This window comes from Streptomyces sp. (assembly GCF_036566765.1).
GTDB lineage: Bacteria > Actinomycetota > Actinomycetes > Streptomycetales > Streptomycetaceae > Streptomyces.
Map to the genome: position 1 here is coordinate 1 of NZ_DATCVQ010000387.1, position 23,477 is coordinate 23,477.

At 71.8% G+C, this 23,477-nt stretch carries 23 protein-coding genes and 1 pseudogene; 14 read left to right on the forward strand and 10 right to left on the reverse strand.

What is annotated here, in order from left to right:
• Window positions 1–1,127: ATP-binding cassette domain-containing protein (locus VIU94_RS22500; RefSeq protein ID WP_331913659.1), on the reverse strand; the 1,127-nt coding region annotated here is incomplete at its 3' end.
• A gap of 117 nt (window positions 1,128–1,244) precedes the next feature.
• Entirely contained in the window at window positions 1,245–1,592 is a 348-nt protein-coding gene (locus tag VIU94_RS22505) for a DoxX family protein (RefSeq protein WP_331913660.1), read from the reverse strand.
• A gap of 92 nt (window positions 1,593–1,684) precedes the next feature.
• On the opposite strand from VIU94_RS22505, the gene VIU94_RS22510 reads away from it, so the two are divergent.
• The 3 genes from VIU94_RS22510 to VIU94_RS22520 all read left to right on the forward strand — a co-directional run bounded on the left by VIU94_RS22510 (window position 1,685) and on the right by VIU94_RS22520 (window position 3,539).
• Entirely contained in the window at window positions 1,685–2,125 is a 441-nt protein-coding gene (locus tag VIU94_RS22510) for a MarR family winged helix-turn-helix transcriptional regulator (RefSeq protein ID WP_331913661.1), read from the forward strand.
• Window positions 2,126–2,217: 92 nt separating this feature from the next.
• Window positions 2,218–3,174, forward strand: a complete 957-nt coding sequence (locus VIU94_RS22515) for a DUF1648 domain-containing protein (RefSeq protein WP_331913662.1) — start codon at window positions 2,218–2,220, stop codon at window positions 3,172–3,174.
• A 2-nt stretch (window positions 3,175–3,176) separates the two neighbouring features.
• Window positions 3,177–3,539, forward strand: coding sequence for a GntR family transcriptional regulator (locus VIU94_RS22520; RefSeq protein ID WP_331913663.1), 363 nt, complete (start codon window positions 3,177–3,179; stop codon window positions 3,537–3,539).
• A gap of 119 nt (window positions 3,540–3,658) precedes the next feature.
• Here VIU94_RS22520 and VIU94_RS22525 read toward each other — a convergent pair whose 3' ends face one another.
• The gene (locus tag VIU94_RS22525; protein WP_331913689.1) at window positions 3,659–4,252 is read right to left on the reverse strand and encodes a histidine phosphatase family protein; all 594 of its coding nucleotides are present in this window, start codon (window positions 4,250–4,252) and stop codon (window positions 3,659–3,661) included.
• A gap of 254 nt (window positions 4,253–4,506) precedes the next feature.
• Between VIU94_RS22525 and VIU94_RS22530 the strand changes: the two genes are divergently transcribed.
• The 4 genes from VIU94_RS22530 (at window position 4,507) to VIU94_RS22540 (ending at window position 6,053) form a co-directional block, all read left to right on the forward strand.
• Window positions 4,507–4,737 (forward strand): CbtB domain-containing protein, encoded by a 231-nt coding sequence (locus VIU94_RS22530; RefSeq protein ID WP_331913664.1) that lies wholly within the window; start codon window positions 4,507–4,509, stop codon window positions 4,735–4,737.
• Between the two features lie 14 nt (window positions 4,738–4,751).
• Complete coding sequence (locus tag VIU94_RS22535) at window positions 4,752–5,537, forward strand: CbtA family protein (RefSeq protein ID WP_331913665.1); 786 nt, start codon at window positions 4,752–4,754, stop codon at window positions 5,535–5,537.
• A gap of 18 nt (window positions 5,538–5,555) precedes the next feature.
• Entirely contained in the window at window positions 5,556–5,630 is a 75-nt protein-coding gene (locus VIU94_RS44755; RefSeq protein WP_414720988.1) for a 50S ribosomal protein bL37, read from the forward strand.
• 78 nt (window positions 5,631–5,708) lie between these two features.
• Window positions 5,709–6,053 (forward strand): TetR/AcrR family transcriptional regulator C-terminal domain-containing protein, encoded by a 345-nt coding sequence (locus VIU94_RS22540; RefSeq protein ID WP_331913690.1) that lies wholly within the window; start codon window positions 5,709–5,711, stop codon window positions 6,051–6,053.
• On the opposite strand, the gene VIU94_RS22545 is transcribed toward VIU94_RS22540, so the two are convergent.
• Window positions 5,972–6,721 (reverse strand): histone deacetylase, encoded by a 750-nt coding sequence (locus tag VIU94_RS22545; RefSeq protein ID WP_331913666.1) that lies wholly within the window; start codon window positions 6,719–6,721, stop codon window positions 5,972–5,974. The genes VIU94_RS22540 and VIU94_RS22545 overlap by 82 nt on opposite strands.
• A 179-nt stretch (window positions 6,722–6,900) precedes the next feature.
• Here VIU94_RS22545 and VIU94_RS22550 point away from each other — a divergent pair, with 179 nt between their 5' ends.
• The 5 genes and pseudogenes from VIU94_RS22550 to VIU94_RS22570 all read left to right on the forward strand — a co-directional run bounded on the left by VIU94_RS22550 (window position 6,901) and on the right by VIU94_RS22570 (window position 9,520).
• On the forward strand, window positions 6,901–7,710 hold the full coding sequence (locus tag VIU94_RS22550; RefSeq protein ID WP_331913667.1) for an alpha/beta fold hydrolase: 810 nt from the start codon (window positions 6,901–6,903) through the stop codon (window positions 7,708–7,710).
• Window positions 7,711–7,777: 67 nt separating this feature from the next.
• Window positions 7,778–8,188, forward strand: coding sequence for a VOC family protein (locus tag VIU94_RS22555; RefSeq protein WP_331913668.1), 411 nt, complete (start codon window positions 7,778–7,780; stop codon window positions 8,186–8,188).
• Between the two features lie 16 nt (window positions 8,189–8,204).
• A pseudogene (locus tag VIU94_RS22560) lies at window positions 8,205–8,435 on the forward strand (AraC family transcriptional regulator); the annotation flags it as partial.
• An 82-nt stretch (window positions 8,436–8,517) separates the two neighbouring features.
• Window positions 8,518–8,973, forward strand: a complete 456-nt coding sequence (locus VIU94_RS22565) for a pyridoxamine 5'-phosphate oxidase family protein (RefSeq protein WP_331913669.1) — start codon at window positions 8,518–8,520, stop codon at window positions 8,971–8,973.
• A gap of 88 nt (window positions 8,974–9,061) precedes the next feature.
• Window positions 9,062–9,520, forward strand: coding sequence for an iron chaperone (locus VIU94_RS22570; protein ID WP_331913670.1), 459 nt, complete (start codon window positions 9,062–9,064; stop codon window positions 9,518–9,520).
• 17 nt (window positions 9,521–9,537) lie between these two features.
• Here the strand turns inward: VIU94_RS22570 and VIU94_RS22575 are convergent, their stop codons facing one another.
• From VIU94_RS22575 to VIU94_RS22585, 3 genes are all read right to left on the reverse strand, one after another.
• Window positions 9,538–10,503, reverse strand: coding sequence for a dihydrofolate reductase family protein (locus VIU94_RS22575; protein WP_331913671.1), 966 nt, complete (start codon window positions 10,501–10,503; stop codon window positions 9,538–9,540).
• Window positions 10,504–10,614: 111 nt separating this feature from the next.
• Window positions 10,615–11,622, reverse strand: coding sequence for a GNAT family N-acetyltransferase (locus VIU94_RS22580; protein WP_331913672.1), 1,008 nt, complete (start codon window positions 11,620–11,622; stop codon window positions 10,615–10,617).
• 669 nt (window positions 11,623–12,291) lie between these two features.
• A complete protein-coding gene (locus tag VIU94_RS22585) occupies window positions 12,292–13,260 on the reverse strand; it encodes an AraC-like ligand-binding domain-containing protein (RefSeq protein WP_331913673.1) in 969 nt (322 codons plus the stop codon).
• A gap of 319 nt (window positions 13,261–13,579) precedes the next feature.
• Here VIU94_RS22585 and VIU94_RS22590 point away from each other — a divergent pair, with 319 nt between their 5' ends.
• The gene (locus tag VIU94_RS22590; RefSeq protein WP_331913674.1) at window positions 13,580–14,887 is read left to right on the forward strand and encodes a NucA/NucB deoxyribonuclease domain-containing protein; all 1,308 of its coding nucleotides are present in this window, start codon (window positions 13,580–13,582) and stop codon (window positions 14,885–14,887) included.
• Between the two features lie 61 nt (window positions 14,888–14,948).
• Here the strand turns inward: VIU94_RS22590 and VIU94_RS22595 are convergent, their stop codons facing one another.
• The 3 genes from VIU94_RS22595 to VIU94_RS22605 all read right to left on the reverse strand — a co-directional run bounded on the left by VIU94_RS22595 (window position 14,949) and on the right by VIU94_RS22605 (window position 17,336).
• On the reverse strand, window positions 14,949–15,686 hold the full coding sequence (locus tag VIU94_RS22595) for a DUF6461 domain-containing protein (RefSeq protein WP_331913675.1): 738 nt from the start codon (window positions 15,684–15,686) through the stop codon (window positions 14,949–14,951).
• A 151-nt stretch (window positions 15,687–15,837) separates the two neighbouring features.
• Window positions 15,838–17,040 carry a helix-turn-helix domain-containing protein gene (locus VIU94_RS22600; RefSeq protein WP_331913676.1) on the reverse strand — a complete coding sequence of 401 codons (1,203 nt, stop codon included), beginning with the start codon at window positions 17,038–17,040 and terminating at the stop codon, window positions 15,838–15,840.
• 158 nt (window positions 17,041–17,198) lie between these two features.
• Window positions 17,199–17,336 carry a hypothetical protein gene (locus VIU94_RS22605; protein ID WP_331913677.1) on the reverse strand — a complete coding sequence of 46 codons (138 nt, stop codon included), beginning with the start codon at window positions 17,334–17,336 and terminating at the stop codon, window positions 17,199–17,201.
• Window positions 17,337–17,612: 276 nt separating this feature from the next.
• Here VIU94_RS22605 and VIU94_RS22610 point away from each other — a divergent pair, with 276 nt between their 5' ends.
• Window positions 17,613–23,474, forward strand: a complete 5,862-nt coding sequence (locus VIU94_RS22610) for a non-ribosomal peptide synthetase (RefSeq protein WP_331913678.1) — start codon at window positions 17,613–17,615, stop codon at window positions 23,472–23,474.
• Window positions 23,475–23,477 lie beyond the last annotated feature (3 nt).

The window sequence follows — 23,477 nt, forward strand, 5'->3', positions numbered from 1 at the left end:
CCGTTCGCCCCGGTGACGAGGAGCCGCTCGCCGGGTTCCAGGTGCAGTGCGTCCAGGCGCAGCCTGCCCTCGACCCGTACGCCGGTCAGCGCGACCGGCGCTCCCGTCCCGTCGACGCGGGCGGTGAACCGCAGCAGCTCGGGCGGCGCGGCGACCGGCCGCTCGGTGAGCCGGCGCAGCTGCTCGCGGGCCGCGCGGATCCTGCTCATCGCACCGTGCGCCCGTGACCGGGCCCGGAACGCGCCCGCCCCGCTGAAGGCCGCCGGGGCCTTGCGCGGGATGTGGGAGAAGCGGTCGACAGTGCTGTCCGCGAGGGCCGAGTGCCGGGCGAGCTCCGCCCGCCACTCCTCGTACTCCCGCTCCCACCGGGCCCGTTCGGCGGCCCGGCCGGTCAGATAGCCCGCGTACCCGTTGCCGTACCGGCGCACGGTGCGGCGCTCGTGGTCCACCTCCAGGACGGTCGTGGTGACCCGGTCCAGGAAGACCCGGTCGTGGGTGACGGCGACGACGGTGCCCCGGTGGCTGCGCAGCCGCTCCTCCAGCCAGGCCACCGCCTCGTCGTCGAGGTCGTTGGTCGGCTCGTCGAGCAGCAGCAGTTCGGGGTCGGCGGCCAGCGTCGCGGCGAGCGCGAGGCGGGAGCGCTGCCCGCCGGAGAGCGTGCCCAGCGGGCGGCTCCGGTCGAGCGGGGCGCGCTCGCCGAGCTGTCGCAGGGTCGTCTCGACGCGCCGGTCGGCGTCCGGCCCGCCGCGCGCCTCGTGGGCGGCGAGCAGGGCGGCGTACCCGGCGAGATCGCCGGTCGCGTCGAGCGCGGCCTCGGCCTCCCGGATGCGCCGCTCCAGCTCCCGTACGTCGGCGAGCGCGAGGTCGATCGCGTCGCCGACGGAGGCGGCGCCGGGCAGGTCGAGGGTCTGGGCGAGGTGGCCGAGGCCGCCGGGGGATTCGACGGCGACGGCGCCGTTGTCCGGCTGCTCCAGACCGGCGAGCAGCCGAAGCAGCGTGGACTTCCCGGAGCCGTTGTCGCCGACGACGCCGACGCGCTCGCCGGAGCGGACGGTCAGGGAGACCCGGTCGAGGACCAGCCGGTCGTCGTAGCGCTTGGTGACGTCGGTGAGTTGGACGCGGAACATGGGCGGCCTCCTACGGGTCGGTCGACGGTGACACGAGACGAGACGTCTCGTGTCACCGAAGGTACGACAGTTCAGAGGCCCCCGCAAGACGTTTCGTCTCGTTGGGCCGTTCGGGTCTCAGGCGGAGAGGAGGCGCAGCGCGAGGGCGGCCATCGCGAGCAAGGTCAGCACCACCACCGGGGCGATCTCGTAGTCCTTCTTGCGCAGGTGCGTGATCAGCGCGCCGATGAAGTAGAGAACGACGCCGATCGCCGCCGCGCCGCCGAGCAGCGGTATCGCGAGCCCCGCGAGCAGGCCGAGGGCACCGGCGATCTTGGCGGTGGCGAGCCAGGGCATCCAGGAATCCGGCACGTCGAGCTTGGTCATATTGCCCACGACCTGCGGGTTCTTCGTGAGGGTCAGAAAGGCGGAGGCGGACAGCGCGAAGGCGAGCAGGGCGGCGACGACGGCATAGCCGATGAACATGGAGGTACTCCAACAGTATGGGGACGAGAATCATTGAACGCTACCAATGATTTATCCAGCTCCACAATGGAGCCGCTGTTACGGTGGGTGGCATGGCAGCAACTGACTCGTCCGATCGCCTCGGTTTTCTCCTCTCGTTCCGGGGGGAGCTCACCGGCGCGCGCATCCGCGCCGCGCTCGGCGTCGCGGGGCTGCACCCGAGGAATGCGATGACGCTGATGCAGCTCGCCCCCGGGGCCATGAGTCAGCGCGACCTGGCGGCGGCGCTCGAGATCGACCCGAGCCAACTGGTGGCGGTCCTCAATGACTTGGAGAGCGCGGGCCTCGCGGAGCGCCGTCGCGACCCGGCCGACCGGCGGCGTCACATCGTGGAGATGACCCAGGCGGGCGCGGCGGCCCTCGAACGCGTCGACGCGGCGGTGGGCGAGGCGGAGCGCGAGCTCTTCGCGAACCTCACCGCCGAGGAACAGGACGTCCTGCGCCGCCTGTTGGACCGCGTCGTGGTCGACCGCGGCGACCACGACTGCGGCTGATCCATCGGGATTCGCTCCAACTCTCCAGTGGGGGCGCCCTCGCCAGCATTGTTCTAGTAGAGTGCGAACAACTGGAATTGAGGGGGCTCTCGATGAACCGTGGCTCTACCCGACTCCGAGGGCTGGCGGCGCTGCCGTTCCTGCTCGCGCTCGGGGCGTACGCGCTGGCGCTCGCCGTCTGGTGGGACCGGCTCCCCGATCCGGTCGCCACGCACTTCTCGGCCGTCGAGGGCCGCGCGGACGGCTGGACCGGCCGCACGACCGTCGTCGGCATCGGCGCGGCCCTGCTGCTCGCCGCCGGTGTCGGCTGGACGGCGACGGCCACGCGAAAGGCGCTGTGGGGCGCGTGGGCGACCGCCGGATTCACCGGCGCGCTGCTGGTGTTCATGCTGCGGGACAACCTCGACGCGGCCGACGCGCGGGGTGTCGTCTCGCCGCTCGCGAACCTCGCGCTCGCGGTCGGCGCGGCCGGCCTCGCGGCGCTCGCCGGAGCGGCGCTGAGCCGGCTCGTATCGGCGCAGGAGCGGCCCGCGGCGCAGGCGGAGGAGGCGTACGCCCGGCTGCCGCTCGGCCCGAGCGAGGTGGCGGGCTGGTCCCGCCACACCGGCTCGCAGGTGTTGACCCTGCTCGGGGCGGGGTTGCTTCTGGGCGGCCTGGTGGCCCTGGTCCTCGGGCCCTGGTCCCTGGCGCTCCTGTTCCTGGCGGTCGGAGTGCCGGGCCTCGCCCTGGCCCGGGTTCGGGTGACGGTCGACCGACGTGGGCTGACCGTCGCGCCCGCGCTGGCGGCCCGACCCCGGATCCGGGTGCCGCTCGACGACGTCGAGGCCGCGAGCGTCCGCGAGATCGACCCCGTGTCGGACTTCGGGGGCTGGGGCTACCGCGTGCGCGCCCACCGCACCGGCCTGGTGCTGCGCTCCGGCGAGGCCCTGGTCGTACGGCGGGAGGGCGGCCGGGAGTTCGCGGTCACCGTGCCCGACGCGGGGACCGCGGCGGCCCTGCTGAACACGCTCGTCGCGCGCCGCGACGTCGCGCCCCGCGAAAGGGACTGACCATGCTGTTCCGGGTGGATCCCGCCTCCGCCGTCCCGCTCGGCGACCAGATCGCCGCCTGCGTCCGCGGCGCCCTCGCCGACGGCGCCGCCGAACCGGGCGAACGTCTTCCGGCGGCCCGCCAGTTGGCCGACTCGCTCGGCGTCAACGTGCACACCGTGCTGCGTGGCTATCAGCGCCTGCGCGAAGAGGGCCTGATCGAACTCCGCCGCGGACGCGGCGCCGTCATCGTCCCCGGCGCCACGGCCCCGGCCCGCGCGAGACTCGTCGAGCGCGTCCGCGAAGCGGTCGCGGAGGCGAGGCAGTCAGGCGTCACGGAGGAGGAGCTGATGACGTTGGTACGGAGGGAACTGGCGGCGACCTGAGGGAACTGGCGGCGATCTGAGGGGGCGGGCGCGGCAGTCGATCAGCCCCGCTGCTCGGCGCGGCAGTCGATCAGCCCCGTTCCTCGGCGCCGCAGTCGACCAGCGCGCCGTCGGCCTTGTCAGCGCCGTGCGTCCTCGGCGCGCCCCGGCGTCAGGGGCTCGCCCAGGCGGAGGTTCCAGCGGGCGGCGCGGCCCGTCAGATGGGTGGCGGACAAGGGGCGGGGATCGAGCCGCCAGAGAGCGGCGTCGTCGAGGGCGAGCGCGTGGACGACCGCGGCGCGCAGCACGTCCGGTTCGACGACCGCGATCACCCACCCCGGCTCCAGGCCCTCCAGCCATGCCCCGACCCGCTCGCGCAGCGCGCGCAGGGACTCGCCGCCGTGCGGGGCCGTCGCCGGGTCGGCGAGCCAGGCAGCGAGGTCCGGGCCCTCCGCCGCCGCCACCTCGTCGAGCCGCAGCCCGCGCCAACGCCCCATCGCGCAACCGGCGAGCGCGGCGCGCGGCTCCGCCGCCCCGTCCAGACCCAGCGCCTGAGCCGTCTCGCGACAGCGCACCGAAGGAGAGACCAACACCCGCGCGCCCTCCGGCCGCAGCGCCCCGGCCGCCGCCTCCGCAGCGGCCCGGCCGGCCGGCTCCAGCGGGCCGTCGTCGAAACGGGCCTCGCGCAGCGCGGTGTTCATGGCCGGCGCGATCAGGGTGAGCCGTACCGTCATGGCGGCGGTGCCTGCGGTCATGGGTGATACATCCCTCACGGCCTTGGCGGTGACCGTCACACGCGGTACGGTCACGGCGACAATTCGACAAAACTCGACGACGGCAAGACGGAAGTCCGGTGAAACTCCGGCACGGTCGCGCCACTGTGAGCCGCGTCCTCCCCGCTCCGGCGGGTGCGTACGCGGTGAGTCAGACCCGACGACCGTCGTCGCGCACCACCGTATGGGACGCGAGTTCCCGAGGAGGTACCACCATGGCCGAGGCCGTCCTTCCCGCCGTCTCTTCCGCCACCCCTTCCGTCGCCGTACCGGCCCCGCTGCCGGTCCGCGCCGTCCTTCCCTGGGCGGTCTTCGGCGGCATCCTGATGCTCGTCGCGCTCTACTTCGTCGGCGCCGAGCAGGGCGCCACCTCCGTCTTCGCCGGCGCCGAGGTGCACGAATGGGTGCACGACGGCCGCCACCTGCTCGGCTTCCCCTGCCACTGAGGGGCGGCACGAACATGCACGGCTCCACCGTCAGAACCCTGCTGGTCCGCGGCATGCTCGCGGGCCTGATCGCCGGACTGTTCGCCTTCGGCGTCGCGTACGTCGCGGGCGAGCCGTCCGTCGACGCCTCGATCGCGGTCGAGGAGGCCGCGGCCGCCAAGGAGGCCGCAGCCCATCCCGGTCACCACGAGGAGGAGGCCGAACTGGTCAGCCGGGACGTCCAGTCCACGGCCGGCCTGGCCACCGGCGTCCTCGTCTACGGCGTCGCGCTGGGCGGCATCGCCTCCCTCGCGTTCTGCTTCCTGCTCGGCCGCACCGGCCGCTTCACCCCGCGCGCGACCGCGGCGCTCACCGCCGGGGCCGCGTTCGTCACCGTCTACCTGGTGCCGTTCCTGAAGTACCCGGCGACCCCGCCGGCCGTCGGGAACCCGGACACCATCGGGAAGCGCACCACGCTCTTCTTCCTGATGATCCTGCTGAGCGTGCTGCTCGGCGTCGCCGCGACCATCGCGGGCCGCCGCCTCGCACCGCGCCTCGGCAACTGGAACGCGACCCTCGTCGCGGGCGCGGGCTTCGTCGCCGCGGTCGTGCTCGCGTGCGCGTTCCTGCCCGGCAACGACGACGCCGTCCAGGCGGGCTTCCCGGCCGCGGTGCTGTGGGAGTTCCGGATGGCGGCGCTGGCCGTCCAGGCTGTGCTCTGGGCGGTGTTCGGCATCGCGTTCGGCTTCCTGGCCGAGCGTGCGCTCGCGATGCGGGGCACGGAGGCCGCTCCTAGACTGACGGAGGCCGTGCAGTCATGACAAAGGGAGACGAACCCCATGTCCAAGCGAGGCAATAAGCGACGCGCACGCAAGAAGAAGAAGGCGAACCACGGCAAGCGCCCCAACACCTGACAGGCGCTTGACGTAGGTGCTTGATACGCGCGATGCCCCGGGCCGAGGTCCGGGGCATCGCGCGTTTTCTTCCTCGGCATCGGCAAGTCCCGCCTCGACGACCACACCCTCGCCGTCTACGAGAAGGCCGGCTTCAAGGGCCCCGAGGCGGACCGCGCCGCGGCGAGCGTCTTCACGTACGTCCTGGGCAACGCGCTGGGCGCGGCGGCCACGGCCTCCCTCACCCGCAAGGCCGAACGCGGCGGCGGCGACGCGGAGGAGTCCTTCGCGAAGACGATGAAGGAGGCTGCGGAGACGGCCTCCCAGTTCCCCCGCCTGGCGGCCCGCATCGGCTCGACGGACTACGCGGAGGGCGCGGAGGAGTCGTTCGCGTTCGGGCTCAGGGCGGTCCTCGACGGGTTGGAGGCGAGGTTGCGGGGCTGAAGGCGGGGCCCGACGCGGCGGGGACTCCCCGGCCCGGCCGCCTCGAACAGCTCCAGCACTTCCTCGGCCGCCCAGACCCCGGCGGCGCCCGGCAGCCCGGCGAGATAACCGGCGATCTCGGGCGGCTCCCAGGCCCCGGCCTCGTACAGCCCGGCGGCGAGATGCCCCACGTACGGGCCGGACGGCGCGCGCAGTGGCACATCGGCCATCCGCCACGGCGCGGTGAAGGTGAGCACGGGAACGCCGTCGAGCGCGCCGGCGCAGACCAGCGTCTCGTACCGCCCCGGCCCGAGCGCGACCTGCCCGCGCGTGACGACCTCGCCGAGGTCGAGGTCCGTCCCGGGCGCCGTCCCCGGCTCCCGGCCCATCTCCTGGGCGACGACGTCGCAGAACTGCCCGGCGCGGAGCAGATGCGCGCGCCCGTACGCGACCCCCGGCGCGCCCGGGTCGTAGAAGCCGCGCCCGCCCCGCCACACGGGTGACTCGGTGGCGAAGTACACCGCTCCCGGCAGCACCACGGCCGCCGACCGCACGGGATCGGAGCCGTCGCGGGCCCCGGGGTACACCCGCCCGGTACCGGGCAGGGCCCCGCCGGCGAGGTAGCAGCGCAGCCGCGCCGCGTGCATGTTGGACCCGTAGGCCGCGTACCAGACGAGCGGCTGGCCCATGCCCACGCCTCCGATCGCACGACGGGTGGGAACGAGGTCCCGGGAACCGGACGTCCCGGCGTCCCGACGTCCCGGCGTCCCGACGTCCCGGCGTCCCGGCGTCCCGCCATCCCCGACGTCCCGATTGTCCCTCTCTCCGCCCCTTCCTACGCTGGGAGGGAGAGGTGAGGAGGGCCGCGATGTCCGCCGTCGCCGTGCACAGCGCCGTCCTGGGGGACGGGCGGCCGACGCTTCCGTACGCGGAGGCGGGCAGGTCAGGGGGCATGCCGGTCGTGCTGGTGCACGGCTACGTGGAGTCCTGGTGGACGTTCGAGCCGATGCTGCGCCGCATGCCTTCGGCGCTGCACGCGTACGCCCCCACCCAGCGCGGCCACGGGGACGCCGACAAGCCGCCGGACGGCTACCTCCCGGAGGACTTCGCGACGGACCTGGTCGCGTTCATGGACGGCGTGGGCATCGACCGCGCGGTGCTGGTCGGCGGATCGAGCGGAGGGGTGCAGGCCCGCTTGGTCGCGGGCCGGCGCCCGGACCGGGTGGCGGGGCTCGTCCTGCTCGGCGTCCCGGCCGTGCTCGACGGCAAGCCGGGGGTCGCCGAAGTCTGGGAGACCGTACGGGAGATGGAGGACCCCGTGGACCGCGCGTTCGCGGAGGACTTCGCCCGCGGCCTGACGGCGGACTCCGTGGCGCGCGGCTTCCTGGAGACCATGGTCGACGAGAGCCTGAAGGCCCCGGCCCGCGTCTGGCGCGAGACCCTGCGCGGCCTGCTGGAGACCGACCTCCGGGCCACCCTGACGGGGATCCTCGTCCCCACCCTGGTCGTCTGGGGCGACCAGGACCCGGTCCTGCCCCGCGAGGACCAGCAGACGATCCTCGACACCGTCCCCGACTCCCGCCTCGTCGTCCACGAGGGCGCCGGTCACCTCCCCCACTGGGAATCCCCGGAGCGCGTGCTCCACGACCTGTCGGCCTTCGCGGCGGCCCGCGCATGAGGGGCCGCGGGCACACCGATCAGGAATCGAGAAGCGCCCCTCGCCGGGCCCAACTAGCGTGATGGCCATGGACATCACCATTCACACCACAGCGCTTCCGCACGACGACCCGGACGCCTCGCTCGCCTTCTACCGCGACAGCCTCGGCTTCGAAGTCCGCAGCGACGTCGGCCAGGGCAAGATGCGGTGGATCACGGTCGGTCCCGTCGGACAGCCCGGCACCTCCATCCTCCTCGCGCCGCCGGCCGCCGACCCCGGCATCACCGAGGACGAGCGCCGCACCATCGTCGAGATGATGGCCAAGGGCACGTACGGCTGGATCCTGCTGGCCACCCGGGACCTCGACGGCACCTTCGAGAAGGTGCAGGCCGGCGACGCCGAGGTCGTCCAGGAGCCGACCGAGCAGCCGTACGGCGTCCGCGACTGCGCCTTCCGCGACCCCGCGGGCAACCTGATCCGCATCCAGGAACTTCGCTGACCCGACAGGAGTCCCCATGTGCCATCCCGCATGGGCGCGCGCACGCATCGCGGCGCAGCGCCTGAGCGACTTCGCGCGACTGCGCCGCGTCCGCGACCGGATCGACCGGGAGTACGCGCAGCCGCTGGACGTCGAGGCCCTCGCCCGCGACGCCGACATGGCGGCGGGGCAGCTCAGCCGCCAGTTCCGGCTCGCGTACGGGGCGTCGCCGTACGCCTATCTGAAGGCGCGTCGCATCGAGCGAGCGCGCTTCACCGAGATGGCGGCCGGACGGGCGCCCCAACCGCAGCCGGCGTGACCTGCCCTGACATTCCGAGCCCGGAGGAAAGATGACCACCGCCCCGCCGCCGCGCGGCCTGGACGACAGACTGCGGGACACCCGCGCGAGACTGGAGAACGACGTCGATCTCTGGGTCTCGACCTCGGGCTCCCCGGGCGTCCACCTCATCCCGCTCTCGTACTTCTGGGACGGGTCCGCGTTCCTGATCTCGACGCCGCGCGCCTCGGTCACCGGGCGCAATCTGCTCGCGGACGGACAGGTACGACTCGGCCTCGGGCCGACGCGTGACGTCGTCGTGGTCGACGGCGCCGCCGAGCCGGTGGAACTGGCCGGACTCGCCCCGGGGACGGGGGACGCGTTCGCGGCCAAGACCGGGTTCGACCCGCGCGAACTCGACGAGCCCTACCAGTACTTCCTGATCCGGCCCCGGCGCATCCAGGCCTGGCGGGAGGCGAACGAACTGCAGGGCCGCACGTTGATGCGCGACGGTCGCTGGCTCGGCTGAGCAGCAGCGGACCCGATCAGTTTCGGAGAAGCCGCGGACCGGGCCTGATGCCTACGCTGAAGAAGAAGCGATCACGAGGGGAAACGCCATGAGCGAGAACGGCACGGCCGACGAGAAGAAGTACGAGGGATTCACCGCCGAGGAGCGCGAGGCGATGAAGGACCGCGCCAAGGAGCTGAAGGCGCCCACGCGCCGCGGTTCGCGCGGGGCCAAGGCGGACACGGAGCCCGAGGTGCTCGCGAAGATCGCCGAGATGGACGAGGCGGACCGCGTCCTCGCCGAGCGGATCCACGCCCTGGTCAAGGCCTGCGCCCCGTCCCTCACGCCGAAGCTCTGGTACGGGATGCCGGCGTACGCCAGGGACGGCAAGATCGTCTGCTTCTTCCAGAGCGCGGCGAAGTTCAAGGCGCGGTACGCCACCCTCGGCTTCAACGACGCGGCGACCCTCGACGAGGGCACCATGTGGCCCACCGCCTTCGCCCTCACCCGGCTGACCCCCGCCGACGAGGACCTGATCACCGCCCTCCTGAAGCGGGCGGTGGCCTGACCGAGCCGGCCGGGCGGTCACCGGGCCCAGGGCAGTTCGCGGGTGCCCTCGGTGCCGGGGACGGAGGCGACGCCGTCGGAGCGCATCGAGACATGGGCCTCGACCCGCTCCGGGGCGTGGATCCGGCGGACGAGATCCGGCGGCAGGACCAGGGTCTGGCCGGCCACGACCTTCTCGGTCCGGCCGTCGCAGGTCACCTCCAGGACGCCCGCGGTGACCGTCCAGACCTGCTCACGGCTGATGGAGTGCTCGGGTCCGGACGCGCCGGCGTCCATCGCGACGGTCCAGGTGCTGAGTTCGGCGCTGCCACGGCTGGGGGACGCCAGGCCGGACATGGTGGCGTTCGGCGAGACGGTGACGGCGTCGTCCGACGGGGTGATGATGTGCACGGCGGGAGCCTCCTTGTTCGAGTCTTTCGCGTCCTTCGAGAACGTGGTGATGGTGAGGCCGGAGTCGAAGGACCGCGTGGCGACCGGCACGAAGCGCGACGGGACGAAGGGGCCGTCGAACAGCGGGATGCCGGATCCGATGACGATCGGCTCGCGCTTGATGATCAGTTCGTCGATCTCGTCGCGCAGCGCGGACGCCAGCTTGCCGCCTCCGCACAGCCAGACGTCCATGCCGTCCTGCTTCTTGAGCTCGCGGACGAGCGCGACGGGGTCGTCGACGACGGTCACCGCCGGATCTGGGCTGACGAGCGTGCGGGACACGACGTACTGCGTGAGGTGGGCGTAGGGGCTGGTCATCCCCACCTTCAGGCCCGGGTCGTAGGTCGCGCGGCCCATGATGACCGTGTCGAACCGCTGAGCGGCCCGATCGGCGATGCCCAGCGGCGCACGGGCGGGCGTGGGCATGGTCTCGGGGAAGTCCGCCAGGATCGCGTCGGCTTCCTCGCCCTCGAAGGGGAAGAAGTCGTACTGGCCCTCGGGACCGGCGATGTAGCCGTCGAGGGTGGCGTGGATGAAGTAGGTCAGCTTGCGCAAGGGCTTCTCGCTTCTTGGGGTTGCGTACGGATCTACGGGTCTACCGGGCTACCGGGCTACGGGGCTACGGAAGTACGGGCGTAGGGACGTACGGGCGTAGGGACGTACGGATCAGGTCGCGGGCACGTCGAGCTGGAACTCGCGCGTCCGCCGGTAGGAGCGGAACCCCAGCGCCCGGTTGACCGCGAGCATGTGGACGTTCTCCTCGGCGTTGTCGGTCTCGATCTCGACGACGTCGGGGTGCTCGGCCCGCAGCCGGCGCACCATGGCGGCCTTGACCCAGAGCCCGAGCCCGTGGCCGCGGTGCGCGGGCACGACGGCCGTGTCGTACTGCTGGGCACGCGGTCCGGAGCCCTGGGGGAGCACGATCTCGGTGTAGCCGGCCATGGTGCCGTCGTCGTGGACTGCCGCGGTGGTCAGCAGCGTGTCGCCGCGGTCGGCGACCACCTTGGCCATGGCGCGGACGCGGTCGGCGTCCCAGGCCACGATGCCGAAGTCCAGGTCCCCGACGGGCATGTCGTTCATCGCGTTCTTGGCGCCGGCGAAGGCGTCGGCGAGGTCGTCGGGAACGGTTCCGGTCCAGCCGGTCAGCCGATATCCGGGGCGCTCGACGACGTCGATCTTGAGCAGGACGGCCTCGTCCACCTCGTCGAAGGGCAGGATCAGGTGATCCAGGGCCAGCGCGAGGCGGAAGCCCCACCGCTCGCAGAAGGCTTCGCCCGGGCTGTCGGCCGCAGCCGCGACGATCAGGCTGCGCCGGCTCTCGGTGCGGCAGGCCGCCACGACCGCCGACAGCAGAACGGAGCCCGTTCCCAGGCGGCGGTGCGCGGGGTCGACGTGCAGTTCCAGTTCGGCCAGATGATCCCTCCCCGGGGAGGTGAACAGCCGTAGGGCCGCGACGCCGACCGGCACGCCGTCCGCCCCGATGGCCAGCCAAGTCAGCCGACGGCTGCCCAGAGCAGGCTGGGTGAGCTGGGCGTGAATCTGTCCGGGGTCGGGGGGCGGTACGCCGGGCAGGTCGTGGGCCATCGAGGCCGCGACCACCTGATGCCAGGCGTCGGAGTCGGCGTCGGTGATGGAGGCGCGATCGAGCGGAGTGAGATGGACGTCTGCAGACAAGGCGATGACTCCCGAAGTCAAAGTGACCGAACTGTCGTGTGAAGGTATGGAGACTGATGGCTCGTCACATCGATCGGCCAACCCGGCGGGTGAGGTGCCGTCCCTGTCGGCGAAGCATCGAGGGGCAGCGGATTCCGGCATCGTCGCCGCGAAGGCAGCGGCTTCGTCGCGGCTGATCCCGATCGGTCGGTTCGTGATGAGGGGCCAGCCTGCCCCAAACGCCGAACGCGCCGGCGCTCCAGAGCCCCGGGCCGCTGCAACGTGCGGTTCTGCATCGACAGATGCCGTCGAACGACCGGAATCTCTAGCCGGCTCGCAGTTGTGCGCCGGATCGCTCACGACAGGAAATGGGCCCGGACGATCACCCAGGCCGGCCGAACAGGTGACGAACCGGCGACGAACCGCGTCAGACGCCCTGTGCAGAACGATGCAGAACGAGACGGCACAGCGTCGCGGTCATAAGACACCACGCACATGGTGCGCCACTGTTCCCCCCAGGGCTGATCCAGCTTGAACGACGTCGCCCTGGCAGGCGCTGACGCCCCAGGCCGAGATGGCTGGAGCGGCACCACTCACTCCGAGGGGTTGCCTCCAGCGATCTTCAACCTATGGCCACAGTGACGCGCGGGGATGTGCAGAACGTGCAGGCACGTTCGACGATTCGTGCACCTACGTGTGCAGGGCATTCGTGCGGTATTCGGTGGGGGTGACGCCGTGCGCCTCGCGGAAGGCGCGACCGAAGGCCGCGACGCTGGAGAACCCCCACCGTGTCGCAATGGCCTGGACAGGCTGGTCGATCAGGTCTCCGCGCGCGAGATCGGCCCGGCAGCGTTCGATCCGCTCTCTGCGGATGCCTGCCGCGACGCTGAACGGCTCCTCGCGGAACAGGTTGTACAGAGTGCGCAGGGAGATGTTGTGCCGGTCGGCGATCCACTGGGGCGTCAGGTCCGGGTCGCCGAGGTTGTTCTCGATGAATGCGTTGATGCGCTGCCGCATCAACTGGGCGCGGGCCTCGGCCGGTGCCTCGTCCAGCGCTCCCAATTGCTGGGCCAGGCCGGCGGTGGCCAGGTCGAGCGTGATGGATCCGAGGCGGTTGGTCTCCTCGCTGCCGCAGTGCGGGCCGAGTCTGACCAGCGTGCCGAGAAACTCGGCGAGGATCGCCGTTGTTCCCCCGCTCACCGGGATGCGCTGCCCGAGAAGGCGGTCCACTCTGTCCGACCGTAGAGGCAGGACGGCCCGGGGTATCTGCAACAGGACCATCTCCACCAGCCCGTCGGCGCCGACCCCTTCGCTCTCCACCGGATGCGAGGTGTCTGTCAACACCAGATCCCCGGCGATCACCGACTGGTGGCCTTGCTGGGAAATCCTGAAGGCCCCTCGTGTGACGAGCGCGAGCTGGTAGTGCTCGGGGTCGCCCTGGCGGACGTGAGCCGAGGTACGGCACCCCAGCACGGGCGAGCAAGCGAACGTGGACACTCGCACGGCGCCGAGGTCCAGATCCGTGATCTTTGCAACGAAGTCGGTGGTGTGCCGGGTACTGAGACTGACGGGCATCACCTCACTGGTCACCGTCTCGTAGAACCACTCGAACCTGTCGCCACAGGACACAGCTGCAGCCGATGTATCCAACGTTCCCACTCAGTCCCCCACACCCTGCACACGTTCCGCGTGGGTTCGATTATCAGCCACCTGGTGGCGCGGGTGCGCTGGCGGTGACCTGGTGAAGCTTCAGTGATCATCTCGGATGATCTGTGGACCAATTCCTGCTGGGCCCTGAGGTCTTGGAGTTGCCCAGTTCATTCGTACTACTGTCTGATGATCAACAACGCGGCACGTTGGCTCGATGGCGTCCACACCCCACGAGGCGGTGACCTGGACTGCGGTCCGGGCCGCGGCGTGCCGTGAGAGAACCAGATAGGGGGAGCCGTTGACAACGGCTGTAAGCAAAACCCGCCGGGTGATCCTGCTCGCGTCATCCGTCATGCTGTTGGCGGCCGCGGTGGCCTGCGGGCCCGAGGGAAGCTCGGACAGCAAGGGATCAACGCCGGCGGCAGCGGACAAGGGAGCGGCACAGACCGTCGAGCCCGCTGGGCGGGCGCCTCAGGTCAAGTTGGCCGGCGCGGTCAGCCTCAAGAGCGTGCAGAGCTGCGAGGACGTCAAGGCGGCTCTGGTCACGTATGCCAGCAAGGGCTTCAAACACCTGACGTGTCTCCAGAAGCCGGCCAAGGCGCCTTCGACCGCTCCGTCCGTTGCGGCGAAGGCGGCAGCGTCCGCGCAGCCCATGAGCGCCGGCGCTCAGTGCAAGGTCACCATGGGGCTGTGGTACTTCACCCGCTTCGAGGCCTGCGGGTCGGCCAGTCTCCGATACGACGTGTTCGACACGAGGACCAGGAAGACGATCGGCGGCGCGACGTTCACCGCCAGACAGGAAATCATCCTCCAGCCGAAGAGCGGCAGTTGGAAGACCGATGTCTCCCTGAAGCTGGACTCGGCCTGGGGAGCGGCCAAGGGGCTGCGCGCTTCATGGCAGACCGCCTGCAGCCCTGCCGCGGCGTGCGGGGCGGGGACAGCCTGGTCGGGTGCTCGAGCCATCGGGGTGGGCAGGACTCTTTACGGCGGCACCAGCCACGCGTGGCGCGCGAGCCAGAACGTTCAAGGATTCAAGGCCCAGACCAAGGTGACCATCACCGGGGTCGGCCAGATCCTGTTGTATCCGGCCTCGTTCGAGCCGCCGGGCAAGATGACCATCCGTTGCGACAAGATCGCCAGCGGCACGAGCGTGGGTTGCGTCTTTCCCTCGTTCGCCCCCACGATGACGCTGCCGCTGAAGAACCGCGGTCAGGCCAACGTCGCGTGGTCGATGAACTACCTCACCGATCACTGGGGTTGGGAGGGAAAGGGACGCCCGCTGACCCGCGAGGCCGATGAATCGGTCGTCAAGTCGAACCGCGGGAAGGTCTGCGACTCCACGTTCAAGAAGGACCCGACGGTGCCCGAGGACAGCTGCGACGAGTTCCCGTTCGCCGCGACCAATCAGAGCGGTGCGCAGCTCGGCCTCACCGGCAGGAACTGCGCGGAGATCCGGCCCGACATGCCGTCGGGCGGCCGGTACACCGTCACGTACGTGAACAACACGTCCGGACGCCGCTGCACCATCGGTCACGTCCCCAACAAGGAGAACGGATCCGTGGGCGGCTCTCTGTCCACCTTCTACCAGAACAGCCGGGTTCTCAACGACGAGAAGTTCTGGCTCGCCGTACGATGACCGCCTGATGCGTCTCGCTTTGTCGGGCCCTGGGCGCTCCGGGGCCCGACAAGGCGTTTCTTCAGCTCCCGGCTCCGCCGGATGTGCCGGCGCCAGGCGTCGTCCTTGCCTTCCCGGCCGCTCGTCGCACGACCGGGGGTCCGCCCACGGGTCCACCCACGGCGCCGCCCACGAAGTCGAACGAGCCGGTCGACGGCGGCTCACCGCTGCCGCTGCCCGAGAGCTTGGACGCGTCGTCATCGGCCGGAAGCTTCCCGGTCAGCGCGAGCAGCGTCTCCTCCCCCGACAGGGCGACACCGGTCACCTCATGCGCGAGCGCCAGCCCGGGATGGCTCAGATGTACGGCCGCGGCTTCGGCCAGGCCGACGCGCCGCATCGCCTCGGCCAGACGGTCCGGGTCCGCTCCGGAACGCTGCTGCGGGGTCAGCGTTTCAAACCGGGTGACCAACGAGCCATCCTGCCAGTAAGCGACATCCTCGCTCCCGTCCGCATACCAGCAGCCGAACACCCTCGTCCCATCGGAGGCGCGCTCCAGCCGCTGAGGACTGGCTGCCCAGAGGCTGGCCGGTTCCAGAGCGTAGGCCCATCCGTTCGCTTCTCCGGCACGGGCGGCGCCCCAGCTCCAGTAGTCCTCCATCCCGGCCCACAGGAACTCGTCAGCCTCGTCCTCGTCCTCCGGTGTGAACAGGTCCGCTGGATCGACCCCCAAGCGCAGTAGCAGCTCACGGCCGGTCAGGCCCTCGGCCAGCACCAGGCAATGCGCATCGAACGCGTCACCGATCCACGCCAGCGGATTCATCCTCGCCCCCTCATAGACGTCTGCGGTCGCCGGCAATCGTACGGACCGCCCCTCGGCTCGAACCGTCGTCGGCGCGTCAGCCGCTGTCGGGGCCGAAGGACAGGCCGCGGGCCCCACCGGCCCCGCGGTGCCGGGTCGTGCCTTCTCGGCGTCAGGGCTGCGCTTCCGCTGCCGCGCGCCATACCTCCGCGGTAAGGTCGAGCATCCCGCGTGCCTGGGCTTCCGCCGCGAGGGCGCCCAGGCGTGCCCGGGCCGACGGGTCGGACTGTTTGGCGAGGATCTGCTCGTGCAGCATCTCCAGGCGGATCCGGTCGCGGAAGTTCAGCCGGTCCTTGTCGACCGAGGCCCGCTCGCACAGGCGGGCCGCCAGTTCGTACTCGCCCTGGGCATAGGCGAGTTGGGCGTGCAGGAACGCGCTCTCCTGCTGGTGCTGCGAGGTGCCGACCAGGTCCAGTGCCGGGCCTGCCTCGTCCAGGTACCGCCGGGCCTGCTCCAGGTCCGGGGGCAGGGCCTGGAGGGCGAGAGCGGCGGCGGCGTGGCGCAGCCGCATCCACAGGACGACGTCCTCGCGGCTGGGAAGTGCGGCCATGGCGCGGTCCAGGTACTCGGCGGACAGCGCGTGATGGCCCTGACGGGTCGCCACGGTGGCCGCGGTCCACAGCGCTTGGGCCGCCAGGACGCCCTGCTTGGAACCCACTTCCTCGCAGGCCTCCTCGCTGAGCCGGGACGCCTCGGCGAGGTCGCCGAGCTCGGCGGTCACGGACGCGAGCAGAAGCCGGCACCGGATCATGTCCCGGTTCTCCAGGGAGGCCTCGCGTCCGATCCGCAGCGCTTCGAGCGCGGTGGTCCGGGCGGGGTCGACCTCGCCGAGGTCGCGCTGGCACCGGGCGAGGTGCAGCCGCGAATAGGTCTGGAGCATGGCGTAGTCCATCTGGTCCGAGAGCTCGACCAGCGTCGCGAGGGTGGTGCGTGCCGCGGCCCGTTCGCCGTCGGCCGTGAGGATCCTGGCGAGTTGGGCGTGGGCCTGCCACTGCAGGCCCACGCCCACGTGCTCCGCACGGTCGAGTGCCGCTTCCAGCATCAGCCGGGCGTGCCCGGACTCGTCCCCGGCGACCAGCACCGTGGCGAGCACGTCGACGAGGTCGGCCGGGGCCGTGGCCTCGAAGGCGGACGCGGACACGTTGAGGCGTTCCGCCAGGATGGCGACGGCGCGGTCGGTCGGCGGGCGGGCCCCCGATTCGAGACGGGACAGATAGGCGGAGGACATGCCCGGGCCGGTGAGGTCCGACTGGGTCTTTCCCTGCTGCTGCCTGAGTTGCTTCAGGCGCCGGCCGAAGGCTGGCTGCGTCAGCATGGTTCCTCCCACGCTCGTTCCGATGGCTGGCGTGACCGTTCGCGCTGCTCCTCGCCTGACGGATCGCGAAAACGACTCACATGCGATCGCGTGTCGGCTCGCGATCCAGTGAGCAATGGTGGTAATCAGCCACCCGCCAAGTCAAACAGCAGGCAAACTCACGGCCACTCGATGGAGTGCTGCCCCGCCGTTCCGCCGGCGGTCGCGTGGTCCGCGGCGACGGCCGCGCCGCCGGCCAGGGTGAGAGCGGCGCAGGTCGCGAGGGCTGCCATAACGATGCGGCTGACGAACTTCATGAGGTTCCTCTTCCTTCTCGCCGCGCCACGACATCGGTGGCGTTGCGGCACGGCCGGGCTGGTTCCTGGGGCCGCGCCCTGGGGTTGACCTGGGGCGGCATCCCGAAAGGTAGACGTTTGTCAGCGGTTGGGCAAGGTGTTGCCAAAGCTTGGCAACACTTGACAAAGATTGGCAAGCGCTTCTACGTTTCGGCCATCCGTACGGATCTGCCGACCGCGTTTTCCGGTCGTGCGCGGACGTACGTCACACCCATCTCGGAATAGGGGGATTCCGGCATGCCCAAGAACACTGCCAACCGTCCGGCCGAAGCGACTCTGGTGAGCGCCTTCCTGGACTCCGTCGAGCGCCACCCGCAGCGCGTGGCCGTCAAGTGCGGTGCGGACGTGCTGACGTACGCCCAGCTCGACGCCGCCTCGACCGCTCTCGCGGCACGGATCCAGCAGCGGACCGGCGAGCCGGCCCGTCCGCTCGCCATCCTGCTGGAACGTTCCTGCGACATGGTCGTGGCCGCCCTGGCGGTCCTGCGGACCGGCTCGTCCTACGTGCCTCTGGACCCGGCCGCCCCGGCCGCCCGACTGGCCACGATCCTGGACGACGCGGCCCCCGCGCTCGTCCTGACCACCGCGGCGCTGGCCCCCGGCCTGCCCGCCGGCCAGAACGTCCTCGTCCTCGACGAGCCGGCCGGGGCGGCGACGAGCCCGGCGCCGACGCTCTCGCCCGTCGAGATCACGCCCGACACCCGTGCGTACATCATCTTCACCTCAGGAACGACCGGCCGCCCCAAGGGCGTCGAGGTCACCCACGGCAACGTCGTGCGCCTGTTCACCGAGACCGAGTCGCTCTTCGGCTTCGGGCCCGACGACGTCTGGTCGATGTTCCACTCCTTCGCCTTCGACTTCTCCGTCTGGGAGATCTGGGGCGCCGTCCTGTACGGCGGCGCCGTCGTGATCGTCCCCGGTGACGTCGCGAAGGACCCCGCCCGCTTCCGCGCCCTGCTGCGCGACGAGCGCGTCACCATGCTGAGCCAGACACCCACCGCCTTCGGCCAGTTGACCGAGGAGGAGCGCGCGCACGAGGACCGGCTGCCGGTGCGCTGTGTGGTGTTCGGTGGCGAGGCCCTCAAGTTCGCCGACCTCGCGCCCTGGATCGACAAGTACGGCGACGCGTCGCCCGAGCTCGTCAACATGTACGGCATCACCGAGATCACCGTGCACGCCACCTATCGCCGGGTGACCTCGGCCGACCTGGATCAGGACCGCAGCCTCATCGGCCGTCCCCTGCCGGACCTCGGCATCGAACTGCTCGACGAGAACCTCGCCCCCGTGGCCGACGGAGAGACCGGCGAGATCGTCGTCACCGGCCCCGGCGTCGCCCGCGGCTACCTCGGCCGCCCCGAGCTCACCGCCGAGCGCTTCGTCGAGCTCACCGGCGCGGACGGCGCCCCGGTGCGCGGCTACCGTTCCGGCGACCTGGCCCGGCGCCTGCCCGACGGGGACCTGGAGTACCGCGGTCGCCGCGACTCTCAGGTCAAGATCCGCGGATTCCGCATCGAGCTCGGCGACATCGAGTCCGCCCTGGCCGCCTGCCCGGGCGTCCGTCAGGCAGCCGCCGCCGTCAAGGAGTTCGACGGGGAACGGGAGCTCGCCGCGTACGTCGTGCTCGCCGACGGAGCCGCGCTCGACGAGACCGCGCTGCGCGCCCACCTCGCCGCGCTGCTGCCCGCCTACATGGTCCCGGTCGCCTTCCAGGCCCTGCCCGAGTTCCCGATGACGGTCAACGGCAAGCTGGACCGGGACGCGCTGCCCGAACCTCGGGCCGCCGTGGCCGTCGCCGACGCGGCCACCGGCCCGGCGCCGTCCCGCTCGCTCCGCGAAGAGCTCCTGTGCGAGCTGTTCGCCCAGGTCCTGGGTCGCACCGCGGTCGGCCCCGACGACGACTTCTTCGCCCTCGGCGGCCACTCCCTGATGGCCATCCGCCTGGTCAACCGCATCCGCGCCGTCCTCGGCCTCGAAGTCGCCGTCAAGGACCTCTTCGACGCGCCCACGCCGGCCGCCCTCGCGGCCCGGGCCCACGCCGACCGAACCCGTCCAGCCGTCGAGGCCCGCTCTCGCGACGGCGAGGCCCCGCTCTCGTACGCCCAGCAGCGACTGTGGTTCCTCCAGCAGGTGCACGAGGGCAACGCGGCCTACCACATCCCGCACGCCCTGCACCTGACCGGCCGGATCGACGTCCCCGCACTCGAAGCGGCCCTGCGGGACGTCGTCCTGCGCCACGAGGTGCTGCGCACCGTCTACCCGCAGCGCGACGGCGTCGCCCGCCAGCGCATCCTCGCCCCGGCCGAGGTGAGCCTGGCACTGCACGTCACCGAGACGAGCCCGGCGCGCGTCGACGCCGAGGTGACCGCCCTCGCCCGCGCCCCGTTCGACCTGACCGCCGACCTCCCGCTGCGGGCCGAGCTGTTCCGCACCGGGGACGACCAGTGGGTGCTGCTCCTCGTGCTGCACCACATCGCCGGCGACGGCTGGTCCCTCGAACCCCTCGTCCGCGACCTGGCGCAGGCCTACACCGCGCGCCTTGCCGGGACGGAACCCGCCTGGGCGCCGCTGCCGGTCCAGTACGCCGACTACGCCGTCTGGCAGCAGGACCTGCTCACCGGGGACGACGACCCGAACAGCCTCGTCTCGCGCCAGCTCGACTTCTGGACCTCGGCCCTCGCCGACCTGCCGGACGAGCTCGACCTGCCCACCGACCGGCCCCGCCCCGCCGGCGGCGACTTCGCGGGCGCCATGGTGGTCGCCGACCTGGACGAGGAGCTGCACGCCGCCGTCGCGACCCTGGCCCGCACCACCGGCACCACCGTCAACATGGTGCTCCAGGCCGCCGTCGCCGCCCTGCTCACCCGCCTGGGCGCCGGCACCGACATCCCCCTGGGCAACGCCGTGGCGGGCCGCACCGACGACGCGCTCACGAACCTCGTCGGCTTCTTCGTCAACAGCCTCGTGCTGCGGGCGGACACCTCCGGCGACCCCAGCTTCGTCGAGCTCCTCGGCCGCATGCGGGCCGTCAACCTGGCCGCCTTCGACAACGAGGACCTGCCCTTCGAGCGGCTCGTGGAAGCCCTCAACCCGCCGCGCTCCGCAGCTCGGCACCCGCTGTTCCAGGTGATGGTCGCCTCGCAGAACAGCATGCCCGACGACTTCGGGCTGCCCGGCCTGACCGGCGCCGCCCACCCCGTCCTCAGCGGCACCGCCAAGTTCGACCTGTCCTTCAAGTTCGAGGAGCGCCGCGGCGCCGACGGAGAGGCCCGGGGCATCAGGACCGCCCTGGAGTACAGCACCGCGCTCTTCGACCGCGAGACCGCCGAGAGCATCGCCGCCCGCCTCGCCCTGCTGCTGCGCACCGTCGCCGCCGCTCCCGCCGCCCGGCTCAGCCAGGTCGACATCCTCGACCCCGACGAGCGTCGGCAGCTGGCCGAGTGGAACGACACCTCCGACCGGCCTGCCACCACCGCCCTGACCGCCGAGCTGATCGAGCGGCAGACGGACGGCACGCCCGACGCTGTCGCCCTGAGCCAGGGCGAGGACACCTGGACTTACCGCCGCCTCGACGAGCGCGCCAACCAGTACGCCCACCGTCTCGACGCCCTCGGCATCGTCCCCGACAGCCGGGTGGCCCTGTGCCTGCGGCGCGGCCCCGAGGCCGTCGCGGCGATCCTCGGCATCTGGAAGGCGGGCGGGGCCTACGTGCCCCTGGATGCCGAACACCCTGCGGAGCGGCGGGAGTTCATGCTCGCCGACAGCGGGGCGAGCGTCCTGCTCACCGAGGCCGGCCTGAGCGACGACCTCACTCTGCCGCCGACGGCGACGCTCCTGCGTGCGGACCTCGACGAGGAGCTGGCCGCGGCCCCGGTCCACCGGCCCGCGGCCACGGCGGGCCCCGGCGACCTGGCGTACATCATCTACACGTCGGGCTCCACCGGCCGCCCCAAGAGCGTCCTGGTCGAACACCGAGGTGTGGCCACCCGCCTCACCGACGTGATCGAGCGCTTCCGCCTCACCGCCGAGGACACCAGCCTCCAGATCACCGCACTCGGCTTCGACCCGTCCGTCCGGGAGCTGTTCGCGCCGCTCGCGGTCGGGGCCCGGGTGGCGCTGCTGCCGGCCGACGGCGCCCGCGACCCGCGGACGGTCGTGGACGAACTGCGCACCGTGCGCCCCTCGGTGATCCTCTTCATCGTCCCCTCCCTGCTCGAAGCCGTGCTCACGTACGACATCGAGCCGGCCGACGTCGCCGGACTGCGCCTGGTCGGCACGGGCGGCGAGGCCCTGCGCGCCCCCGAGGCCGGCGCGCTCCTGCACACCTGGGGCTGCGAGGTGATCAACCAGTACGGCCCCACCGAGAACACGATGATGTCGTGCGTCCACCCGGTGGTCCCCGGCGACCTGACCGGGCGCATCCCCGTCGGCCGCCCGCTGTCCCACACCCGGGTCCACGTCCTGGACGCGCACCTGAACCCGGTGCCCGTCGGCGTCACCGGAGAGGTGTACCTGGCCGGCATCGGCGTCGGCCGCGGCTACCTGGGCCGCGCCGGTCTCACCGCGAGCCGCTTCGTCGCCGACCCCTTCGGCGGGCCCGGCGAACGCATGTACCGCAGCGGCGACCTCGCCCGGTGGCGCAAGGACGGCACGCTGGACTTCGTCAGCCGGGTCGACGGCCAGGTCAAGCTGCGCGGCTTCCGCATCGAGCTCGGCGAGATCGAGGAGGTCCTGGTCGAGCACCCCGGCATCGCACGCGCCGCGGTGATCGTGCGCGAGGACCAGCCGGGCGACAAGCGGCTCGCCGCCTACGTCGTGCCTGCCGACGCCGGGCGGGCCGCGACGCCAGACCAGGACGGGCAGACCCCGACGCCGGACCAGGACAGGCGGGCCCCCACGCCGGACGAGTTGCGCGGCCACGTGTCCGCCAAGCTGCCGGACTACATGGTCCCGGCCGCCTACGTCACCCTCGACGCGCTCCCGCTGCGCGGCAACGGCAAACTCAACCGGGATCTGCTGCCGCGCCCCGAGGTCAGCGCCTCCGTCGGCGGCCGCACCCCGCGCAGCCCGCGCGAGGAGGTGATGTGCGAGCTGTTCGCCGAGGTGCTCGGCGTGCCGCACGTCGGCATCGACGACGACTTCTTCCAGCTCGGCGGCCACTCGCTGCTCGCCGCCCGGCTCATCTCCCGGGTCCGCTCGGCCCTGGGCCTGGAACTGTCCATGGTGTCCTTCTTCGAGGCGCCGACCGTCGCCGGACTCGCCGAGCGCGCGGGCCTGGACAACGGCGCAGCCGCCCTGGAGACGGTCCTGCCGCTGCGCACCGCGGGCGAGCTGCCCCCGCTGTTCTGCATCCACCCCGGCGGCGGCCTCGCCTGGAGCTACTCCAGCTTCCTCAAGTACGTCCCGGACGACATGCCCGTCTACGGCATCCAGGCACGTGGCCTGCTGCACCCCGACGACATGCCCGCGACGGTACGGGAGATGGCGACCGCCTACGTCGAGGAGATCCGGCGCATCCAGCCCGAGGGGCCCTACCACTTCCTCGGCTGGTCGTTCGGCGGCATGGTCGCCTTCGAGATGGCGACCCAGCTCCAGGCGCAGGGCGCCGAGACGGCGCTGCTCGCCCTGCTCGACTGCTATCCGGGCGTGCCCGACCACTACCGCGTCAACGAGCAGAACATGGTCGCCGCCCTCCTCGACCCCGAGCGCCCCGGCGTGGTGCCGCAGGCCGGGTCCAAGGAGATCACCGACGTCCTCGAGGTGCTCAAGCAGGACACGGGCGCCCTCGCGAGCCTCACCGAGGACCAGCTGGTCGCTCTGCTCACCGCGATGTCCCACAACCGGCACATCGTCAAGGACCACGAGCCGGAGAAGTTCCTCGGCGACATGCTCTTCTTCCTGGCCACCGAAGGACGCAACGACGGCGCCCCGATGCCCGACGTCTGGGAGCAGTACGTCACCGGGCGCGTCGAGTGGCACTCCGTCAAGACCACCCACACCGCCATGAACCAGCCGGAGTCGCTCGCCCAGATGGGGCCGATCCTCGGCGCGGCACTGGCTCACACCACCGCTGCCGCGCGCAGCCGCAACCAGGGGGAATGACCG